This window comes from Ruegeria sp. BHSB064, from assembly GCF_059613205.1.
In genome coordinates this window covers 1-6,038 of the sequence record NZ_JBXWSB010000186.1, presented here as the reverse complement: position 1 = coordinate 6,038, position 6,038 = coordinate 1, and the positions used below count along the sequence as shown (strand labels likewise).

At 56.2% G+C, this 6,038-nt stretch carries 6 protein-coding genes; 5 read left to right on the top strand and 1 reads right to left on the bottom strand.

The window, feature by feature from the left end:
• Positions 1-116: 116 nt before the first annotated feature.
• Complete coding sequence (locus tag AC2FNU_RS23540) at positions 117-1,289, bottom strand: ABC transporter ATP-binding protein (RefSeq protein WP_496793503.1); 1,173 nt, start codon at positions 1,287-1,289, stop codon at positions 117-119.
• A 143-nt stretch (positions 1,290-1,432) separates the two neighbouring features.
• On the opposite strand from AC2FNU_RS23540, the gene AC2FNU_RS23535 reads away from it, so the two are divergent.
• The 5 genes from AC2FNU_RS23535 to AC2FNU_RS23515 form a co-directional block, all read left to right on the top strand.
• Positions 1,433-2,446 carry a LacI family DNA-binding transcriptional regulator gene (locus tag AC2FNU_RS23535; protein WP_496793499.1) on the top strand — a complete coding sequence of 338 codons (1,014 nt, stop codon included), beginning with the start codon at positions 1,433-1,435 and terminating at the stop codon, positions 2,444-2,446.
• A gap of 2 nt (positions 2,447-2,448) precedes the next feature.
• Positions 2,449-2,982, top strand: coding sequence for a 2'-5' RNA ligase family protein (locus AC2FNU_RS23530; protein WP_496793494.1), 534 nt, complete (start codon positions 2,449-2,451; stop codon positions 2,980-2,982).
• A gap of 345 nt (positions 2,983-3,327) precedes the next feature.
• Complete coding sequence (locus AC2FNU_RS23525; protein ID WP_496793491.1) at positions 3,328-4,287, top strand: dihydrodipicolinate synthase family protein; 960 nt, start codon at positions 3,328-3,330, stop codon at positions 4,285-4,287.
• Positions 4,278-5,210 (top strand): 4-hydroxyproline epimerase, encoded by a 933-nt coding sequence (locus AC2FNU_RS23520; RefSeq protein WP_496793488.1) that lies wholly within the window; start codon positions 4,278-4,280, stop codon positions 5,208-5,210. The genes AC2FNU_RS23525 and AC2FNU_RS23520 overlap by 10 nt, the downstream gene beginning before the upstream one ends.
• A 68-nt stretch (positions 5,211-5,278) precedes the next feature.
• Positions 5,279-6,038: NAD(P)/FAD-dependent oxidoreductase (locus tag AC2FNU_RS23515; protein ID WP_496793484.1), on the top strand; the 760-nt coding region annotated here is incomplete at its 3' end.

The following is a 6,038-nucleotide window of genomic DNA, read 5'->3' as shown; positions in this document are numbered from 1 at the left end:
GCCAGAGGCCACGTTGAGCACGTTTTCGGCCTGCGCCGCGCCCGTGACAGCGACCACTATGGCCGCTGAGGCAAAAAGATTTGCAATTTTGGAAGTCATGGTGTTTCTCCAGGGTCTCAGAGGTGTTGTGCGGCCGGGGTCGCCGCCTCATGTCCGGTCACGGCTGTCTGGGACTTTGCAGGAAACAGACTTAAGGCCGTGGCCGGTACGCTTACATCGACAACTGCGCCGATGGGCATTTTATGGGGGTTGTCCGCCATGATCCGGGCTTCGCCAACCTGGATTTCGTGGCGATAGACCGATCCCAGATAGGAATGCTGAAGGACCGTACCGGGCAGCGACAAGCTGTCCTCAGGCGCGCCACCCAATTTGGCAGCATCGCTGTGAAACAAAATTTCAACCGGGCCGTTTTGGCATTCCGGGAAATGGACGCCAGATCGATCCCGACCAGGTGCCGGAAGGCGATGGGTTTTGCCATCCAATGTCAGATCAATGGATGAAGGACCAATCTCGGCGACACCATGTAATGTATTTCCCGCGCCCATAAACCGGGCGACATAGGGATTGGCGGGTGTGTGAAAGACGTCTTCCGGGGTGCCGACCTGCGCGATCCGACCTTGGTTCAGGATCACAACGCGGTCTGCCATCGACATGGCTTCTTCGCGGTCATGGGTGACCAGAACTGTTGTAAGTCCTAGTCGCTGTTGCAGGCTCCGGATTTCGTGCCGCATATTCGCGCGGATGCCTGCATCAAGGTTGGACAATGGTTCGTCCAACAGCAAAACCGGGGGGTCAATGGCCAAAGCACGGGCAAGCGCCACACGCTGCCGCTGGCCACCCGACAACGCGCCGATCTTACGATGGATCAGATCTCCCAATCCAACCAGCGCGGCCATTTCCTGTACACGCGATGCAACCTGAGCTTTGCTTTTCTTACGAAGCCTCAGCCCATACCCGATGTTTTGCGCCACATTCATGTGCGGCCACAGCGCATAGGACTGAAACATCATCGCCATGCCGCGGTTCTCGGGGGTTGTGTGGCTCATGTCCTGCCCATCGACAGAAATCGATCCGCCGCGCACCGGAACAAACCCGGCAAGGGCCCGCAGCAAAGTTGTCTTGCCACAGCCCGACGCCCCGAGCAGGGCAATGAACTCTCCGGCCTGTACGTCAAGGTCGATATTGGAAAGCACATCCTGCTCGGCATATCCCACCCGCAGGTTGCGCAGCTTGATCTCGGCCCCAAGCGTGGAAGAAGAAGATTCGTAATCGACCGGAGCAAGGTTCATTTTGCATCTTTCATATTTCTGCTACAAACGTAGTGAACACGTGTTCATGTAACGGTAAGAAATGACACCTTTATGACGCAACCCCAAATTTCAGATATTCGGAAAAGAAGTTCCGGCCCTTCGAGATGAGCTCCGACTGAAACATGAATACTGGTAGAGAATTCAAGCCTCGCCGCGTAACGGCAAAACAGGTCGCCGAGGCTGCAGGCGTTTCGCGATCAGCAGTATCGCGAGCATTCACCCCGGGATCGCCTTTGGATGAAGGCAAAAAGAAGAAAATTCTTCAGGTTTCTGAACAGCTTGGTTACCGTCCCAACGCCCTAGCGGCAGGGTTGCAAAGCAGGGGTCGATCCAACCTTGTCGCCATTGTTACAGGTGATCTTGTCAATCACTACGACAGCGAAATTCTGGCGAAGCTGATGCGGGGATTGCATGCGATGGGCAAGTGGCCTGTGGTGCTGGGCGGCTCGGCCGAAACATCCGAAGCTGAAGTTCTCGAAGTGCTGGCGTATCCGCTGGATGCGCTGATTCTGAGGGGGGGCAGTGTGGACGAATCAGTTGCGATCCATTGTGCCAAACTAAACATTCCCCTGATTGTGTCTGGTCGTGTGATGGACGCCGACGGTGTGGATTGTGTCTGTTGTGACAACACACGCGGTGCGGAACTGGCGGTGGCGCAGCTGATCGCCCAGGGTAAATCCCGGTTGGGTTATCTTGGCGGATTGGCGCACCTGTCGTCTGACCAGGAACGGAAGGCAGGCTTTGAGAATGCTCTTGCCAAGGCTGGTCTGGAACCAGCCGCCATGAAACACTCGGACTTCAGCTATGAGGGCGGATACGAGTCCCTGACTGAAATTATGAACAGTGAAGTCGAGCTGGACGGGCTGTTCTGCGCAAATGACGCTATGGCATTGGGTGCGATTGCTGCGGCCCGGCAACAGTTTGGCATGTCCATCCCTTCTGACCTGTCCGTTGTTGGATTTGACGACATCGCGATTGCCCAGTGGCCCAGTTTTCAGTTGTCGACCATCAGAAACGATATGGATCAGACTGTTGCGCAGATTTTGCGGCTGCTCACCGAACGCTTGGATCAACCTGAAAAGCCCAGCGAAACCATTCTCATCGAACCGGAATTTATTTCTCGAGGAACGCATTGAATATGAAGGCTAATGTTGCAAGTTTTTCAATCTGGATGCTGCCAGAAGAACCTCTGCTGACTGACTTGAGTAAAAGGATCAAGCGATTTGCTGATGCAAACGGCACGCCATCGTTTATCCCACATGTAACTCTGGTGGGTGACATCGCGGGGGAAGAGGCAGAACTGAAGGCGACTCTGGGCAAATTCTCAGCGGGTCTTTCCAGTTGCAACCTGACCGTGACCGGGATTCGTGCAGAAGACGTGTTCTTCAAGTCGCTTTATCTGGATCTTTCCCCCACGCCCGATTTGGTGCGCGAGCAGGAAAAGTTGGCCAGTGCCTTGCCGGCATCCCAGCGTCCAAGGGACTTTCTGCCTCATGTCAGTGTGGCTTACGGTCCGATTGCTCCGGAAATCAAATCTGCAGAAGCCAATGTTTACAAAGACATGATTGGAACGCAGATCAGTTTCCGGCGCTTACATTTGGTCAGGTCGAGTCAAAACGTGCCTGTCGACGACTGGAACATTCTTCAGTCTTTCGACCTTGCGTCCATTTAGGGCTTTCAGTTTCGGGCTTTTGGGTCACAAGCATTGCGCAATGTGGCGCGTGCGCGATTGCCAAGGAGCACGAATGAGTCTGGTCAATCATTTCTGGATTTTGGATCCAAAATCCCATATTGAAGCACCAATAGGTGATTCACAGAGGCCACACTTCGTGGGAAATCGGTAAAAATGGCGGCTTCGACCAGCTGTTTCGCTACAGGCGGTCAGGTTCGCAAGTGTCACGCATCGCGGTTCGTTTGAGCCACTGAAACGTCCGGAGAACGACTGGGCGACCTGTAAAGTTTCGGCCAACGCGCCCAAAGCACTCTGGCCCCTGACGTATTGAGGAAGGATAGCTTCATGTCCAAGAATGTCTTTACCGGCATCATGCCCGCCCTAATGACCCCCTGCAAAGACGATCGGACACCGGATTTCGATGCCCTGGTCAAAAAGGGCAACGAAATGATCGCTGCCGGTATGTCTGCCGTTGTGTATTGTGGCTCAATGGGCGACTGGCCGCTGCTGTCGGATGCCGAGCGGATGGAAGGTGTCGAGCGTTTGGTTGCTGCGGGTTTGCCTGTTGTCGTCGGGACAGGTGCAATCAACTCGAAATCCGCGGTTGCACTGGCGGCGCATGCCCAAAAGGTGGGCGCTGCGGGGCTTATGGTCATACCGCGCGTTTTGTCCCGCGGATCCTCGGTCGCAGCACAGCGCAACCATTTCAAAGCAATCCTGTCCGCAGCACCCGACGTTCCGGCCATTATTTACAACAGCCCGGTCTATGGCTTTGCGACCCGGGCCAAGTTGTTCTTTGCCCTGCGGGCCGAGCACCCAAATCTGGTGGGGTTCAAGGAATTCGGCGGCAAGGATGACCTTCGATATGCCGCAGAGCATATCACCTCACAAGACGATCAGGTTACGCTGATGGTGGGCGTGGACACCGAAGTTTTTCATGGCTTTGTCAACTGTGGGGCAACTGGCGCGATCACCGGGATTGGAACCGCGCTGCCGAAAGAGGCGTTGCTGCTTGCGGCCCTGTGCCAAAAGGCGGCGGCCGGTCATGCCGAAGCCCGTCTGCGCGCGCGTGAACTGGAAGAAGCCTTTGGTGTATTGGCAAGCTTTGACGAAGGCACCGATCTGGTGCTGTATTACAAGCATCTGTTGGTTCTAAACGGTGAAACGGAATACCGACTGCATTTTGTTGAGACCGACGAATTGACGGATGCGCAACGCAAGTATTGCGAACAGCAATATGCCCTGTTCTGCGCGTGGTTTGCCGACTGGTCGAAGCAGGGCGGAGTGATAGCTGAATGCATGTGATCGACAGCCATACGGGCGGGATGCCCACGCGGGTGATCCTGGATGGGGCACCCGATCTGGGATCTGGCTCATTGGCCGAAAGGGCCCGTCGTCTCGCCACCGAACATGAAGCATTTTACAAGTCTGTTTTGCTGGAACCGCGCGGGCAGCCCGGCATGGTGGCCGCGCTTCTTGTACCGCCAGAAGACCCGAGTTGCGAAACCGGTGTGATCTATTTCGATGCCGATGCGGTTCTGGGAATGTGCGGGCATGGCACGATTGGTCTGGCGGTGACGTTGGCGCATCTGGGCCGGATCGCGCCGGGCACGCATAAGATTGAAACACCAGCCGGTCAGATCACGGTCGATCTGCGGGACGCAAATACCGTGCGTGTCACCAATATCGAAAGCCGCCGGGTCAAAACGTCGGTTGCGATTGAGGTCGCAGGCTACGGTCAGGTGATAGGTGACTTGGCGTATGGTGGAAACTGGTTTTTTATTGTCGATCCCAGTCCAATTGCTGTGGAACCAGGGAACATTCGCGCTTTGACTGACTTATCCATTGCCATCCGCGAAGCTTGTATCTCTCAGAAGGTATGTGGTGAAAACGGACAACCGGTGGACCATGTGATCCTGCAGGGCCCGTCCCCTACCAACGGCATTCACAGCCGCAATTTCGTGCTGTGCCCAGATGATCAGTATGACAGGTCCCCTTGTGGCACGGGCAGTTCGGCGCGTCTGGCGTGTTTGGCTGCGGATGGAGTGCTGGCCCCCGGTGAAGAAATCACTCAGGAAAGTGTGATCGGCAGCTCGTATCGCCTGAGCTTTCAACCCGGGCCGAACGGGGGCGTGATCCCAACGCTGACCGGTCGTGCGTATATCATGGGGGAAGGCAAATTGGTTTTCGCGCAAAACGATCCTTTTCGCGAAGGGATCTTCCTTTGACGTAGAAGTAAGGGGGGCGGTGCGTACCCGGCCTCTGAACTGGAGCTACAGACTGAGAATTTCCAGCGATGCAGCAAAGCAACCCAATAGAAATCGTTGTGATCGGCGCTGGTGTCGTTGGTATCAGCGCGGCGCTGGAGTTGCAAAAGCGCGGCAAGCAGGTTCTGGTTCTGGACCGTGAAGGCATCGGGGCAGGGGCGTCGAAAGGCAATGCCGGTGCGTTTGCCTTTACCGACATTGTGCCGCTTGCCACGCCCGGGATCATGCGCAAAGCACCCAGGTGGCTGCTTGATCCGTTGGGCCCGTTATCGATCCCACCCGCATACGCGTTGAACATCACGCCTTGGATGCTGCGGTTCTGGCGGGCCAGTTGGCGCGATCGCTACGCGGCCTCGCTGTCCGCGCAGGCCGTTTTGATGAACCACTGCCGCGCGGCGCTGGAACGTCAAATCAAAGAGGTGGATGGTGAAGCGCTGATCCGGCGTGAGGGCCAGTTGCAGCTGTTCGAAAGCGAAGCTGAGTTCCGTGCCAGCCTGCCCACTTGGGACTTGCGCAGGGAACATGGCATTCCCTGTGATCTGTTGGATAGCCCAGAACAGATCGCCGAGGTTCAGCCCGGTCTGGATCGCCGATTTACCCATGCGGGCTTTACACCAACTTGGATGAACACGGTTGATCCGGCCCGCTGGACCAGCCATCTGGCCGCGCAATTCACCGCGCGTGGAGGTCGTGTTGAATGTGCGTGCGTCACGGCGTTGACCCGGTCCGATGTAGGGGTGAAGCTTGCAACGACATTTGGTGACATTTCGGCCAGTCAGGTGATTGTGG

Excerpts from the sequence above, each read along its gene's own strand:
- AC2FNU_RS23525 (WP_496793491.1), top strand. The coding sequence starts at position 3,328 with ATGTCCAAGAATGTCTTTACCGGCATCATGCCCGCCCTAATGACCCCC.
- AC2FNU_RS23520 (WP_496793488.1), top strand. The coding sequence starts at position 4,278 with ATGCATGTGATCGACAGCCATACGGGCGGGATGCCCACGCGGGTGATC.
- AC2FNU_RS23530 (WP_496793494.1), top strand. The coding sequence starts at position 2,449 with ATGAAGGCTAATGTTGCAAGTTTTTCAATCTGGATGCTGCCAGAAGAA.
- AC2FNU_RS23535 (WP_496793499.1), top strand. The coding sequence starts at position 1,433 with ATGAATACTGGTAGAGAATTCAAGCCTCGCCGCGTAACGGCAAAACAG.
- AC2FNU_RS23540 (WP_496793503.1), bottom strand. The coding sequence starts at position 1,289 with ATGAACCTTGCTCCGGTCGATTACGAATCTTCTTCTTCCACGCTTGGG.